Genomic DNA, 3142 nt, shown 5'->3' on the forward strand with positions numbered 1-3142 from the left:
CGGCAGCAGCCTCTTCGGGCTCGGCGATGCGACTGATTAACTTGTCAATCGGACAGACACCCGTCTGCAAGTAGTTGATTACGGCACGGAAGTCGGCCGGAAGGGCATTACGCGAACCGCGTATGTCAAGTTCCTTCTGCACAAACAGTTTCGTCTGGAACTCTACCGGACTCTTGGCATAACCGATGCACACCACGCGACCCGTGAAACCTACTTCGTCCACCGCCATCACGTAGGTGACCGGACTGCCTACGGCTTCAATCACCACGTCGGCACCCAGTCCGTCGGTCAGCTGCAGCATGCGTTCGTGCACGTTCTCCGTCTTCGAGTTGATGACGTACGTGGCTCCTACCTTGCGGGCCAGCTCCAGCTTCTCGTCGTCCAGGTCGACGGCAATGACGGTAGCGCCGCGCAGCGAAGCACGGACAATGGCACCCATACCAATCATACCGCAACCGATGACCATCACCCGTTCGTTATCGACCACCTGACCGCGCGAAACGGCATGGAAACCGACACTCATCGGCTCGATGAGCGCACAGTCGCGCGACGACATCGACGGAGCGGGAATCACTTTCTGCCAAGGCATGACGGCATATTCGCACATCACGCCGTTGCGCTGCACGCCCAGCGTTTCGTTGTGCTCGCAGGCGTTGACACGGCCGTTGCGGCACGAAGCACACTTTCCGCAGTTGGTATAGGGGTTCAGTGTCACGCTCATGCCTTTGGCAAACAGGCCTTCGGGTACGCCCTCGCCTATTTCCTCGACCACAGCACCTACTTCGTGACCAGGCACTACGGGCAGCTTCACCATCGGGTTGCGACCCAGATACGTGTTCAGGTCCGAACCGCAAAAGCCTACATATTCTATCTTTACCAAAATTTGTCCGGGAGCCACTACAGGCTTCTCCATCTCGATGACCCTCATTTCAGAAGGGCCGGTAATTTGTACTGCTTTCATCTTATCAGTTAGTTTATTCTAGTTTCATTATCAATGTTCCATTCTTTATTCTCCACCACCGGAGTCCTGCCTTCCAGACCGCACTTTCCGGCCTTTTGAGCGACACAAGTGTGGCTCGTGAGCAATGCAAGTGTGGCTCGCGAGCGTTCGTGAGCCACGCAAGTGTGGTTCGCAAGCCACACAAGTGTCTCTCGCGAGCCGTGCAAGTGTCCTGCAAAAGGCGTGCAGGTGTCCTTCAGAAGCCGTGTAGCCGCGTATCAGTCCACTACTTTGTAACCCTTCCAGCCATAGTAGGCGCAGAAGGCAAAGCAGATGAGCGGAATGATATAGGCAGCGTAGTACAACTGTTCGTTGACGTGCATCAGGTAGGCCGTCAGCTGCGGCAGGCAGGCATTGCCCACGATGGCCATCACAAGGAAAGCCGAGCCGCTCTTAGTCTGGTCACCCAGTCCCTTAAGGGCCAGCGAGAACTGTGTGGGGTACATGATGGACATGAAGAACGAGATGCCCAGCATGGCATACAGTCCCACCATGCCTCCGAAGCCGATCACCACTCCGCACAACACCACGTTGAGCAGGGCATACACCAGCAGCATATCCTGCGGACGGAACTTCACCATCAGTCCCGTACCGATCCAGCGGCCCAGCAGGAAAGCCAGCATATAGAGTCCGAAGTACGTGGTGGCCTCATCCTCGGGCAGTCCCACATACGTACAGCAATACACCAGGAAAAGGCTGTTGATGGCCGTCTGTCCGCCGTTGTAGAAGAACTGGGCGATGACACCCCAGCGCAGGTGCGAGCGACGCATCACGCCGAAGTCAATCAGCTTTGAGCCGGCTGCCGCCTTGTGCTCCTCGTCGCCAATCTTGGGCAACTTCGAAAAGACGAACACGACAGCTATGACAATCAGCAACATGGCCAGTACCAGGTAAGGCATCTTCATGGCATCGGTCTCCGTCTGAATGTAGGCCTCCCAGCCACCGGCATAGTCGGCAGGAAGCGTTTCGCGAGTATAGTGCGTGCCGCTCAGGATGAGCTTGCTCAGGAACATGGCCGAGATGAACGCTCCCAGTCCGTTGAACGACTGGGCCAGATTCAGCCGCCGGGGAGCCGTAGCCGGGTCGCCCAAGGCGGTGACGTACGGATTGGCCGCCGTCTCCAGGAAACACATGCCCGTAGCGATGATGAAGAAGATGCACAGGTAAGCCCAGTACTCCTTCAGCATGGCGGCCGGAAAGAACAGCAGTCCGCCAAACGCCGCCAGCAACAGACCGAAGACGATGCCCGCTTTGTAGCTGTATCGCTTCATGAACATGGCGATGGGGATGGGGAAAATGAAATAGGCCAGCCAGTAGGCCGTCTCGGTGAACGAGGCCTCGAATGTATTCAGTTCGCACGTCTTCATCAGCTGTCGTATCATGGTGGGCAGCAGGTTGCTGCTGATGGCCCACAGAAAGAACAGCGTAAAGACGAGCATCAAGGGGACAGCGTAATTCTGTTTCTTCATAACCGGTTCCTCCTTATTCTGACATGTTCTTGATGTAAGGCAGTTCGGGCAACGCACCGAAGCCGTAGAAGCTGCGGGCATTCTCGCCCAGGAAGAGCCGTTTCTCGTCGTCGGTCAGCTCGGTCGACTTGCTCACGAAGTCGTACGACATGCGGTAGGTGATGGCCGTAATGGTGCGCGGATAGTCCGAGCCCCACATCAGCTTGTCCATGCCCACCAGGTCGGCCGCCTCGCGGATAGCGCGCACGGCACCGCAGAAAGGATAGAACTCGTCGTTGAACAGCCACGTGATGCCGCCCGACTCGATGCGGACGTTCGGATGGCGGGCCAACTTCACCTGTTCGGTCCAGCCCGGCATGGTCACCATGGCAAAGTGCCCGATGGCTACCTTCAGCTGCGGGCATTCCTGTATCACCTCTTCCAGCTCGGGCACTTGTGTGGCGCCGTCGGCCATGTCGATGGACAAAAGCACCTGCTTCTGCTCCATCAGGTGGAACATGCGCATCATCTCGTCGCTGTTCAGCCATACGCGGCCTTCCTTCAGCAAGAGACGCTGGGCGGGAATCTTGATGCCGCGGAATCCCTGCTCTATCAATTGCTCGGCCTGCTCGTAGAAGCCCGGCTTGCGGAACTCGCACAGACCGCACACGAAGAAGCGGTCGGGGTAGCGAGT

The 3142-nt window shown here is 57.4% G+C and carries 3 protein-coding genes; all 3 read right to left on the reverse strand.

The window, feature by feature from the left end; translation table 11 throughout:
- Nucleotides 1-961: zinc-binding alcohol dehydrogenase family protein (locus QVP67_RS03810; RefSeq protein WP_288179877.1), on the reverse strand; the 961-nt coding region annotated here is incomplete at its 3' end.
- 257 nt (nucleotides 962-1218) lie between these two features.
- The gene (fucP, locus tag QVP67_RS03815) at nucleotides 1219-2469 is read right to left on the reverse strand and encodes an L-fucose:H+ symporter permease (protein ID WP_022162229.1); all 1251 of its coding nucleotides are present in this window, start codon (nucleotides 2467-2469) and stop codon (nucleotides 1219-1221) included.
- Nucleotides 2470-2482: 13 nt separating this feature from the next.
- A partial coding sequence (locus QVP67_RS03820; protein WP_288179878.1) for an amidohydrolase family protein occupies nucleotides 2483-3142 on the reverse strand: 660 nt, incomplete at its 5' end.

The organism is Bacteroides sp. CAG:633 (assembly GCF_000435115.1).
GTDB lineage: Bacteria > Bacteroidota > Bacteroidia > Bacteroidales > Bacteroidaceae > Bacteroides > Bacteroides ndongoniae.

Excerpts from the sequence above, each read along its gene's own strand:
- fucP (WP_022162229.1), bottom strand. The coding sequence starts at position 2,469 with ATGAAGAAACAGAATTACGCTGTCCCCTTGATGCTCGTCTTTACGCTG.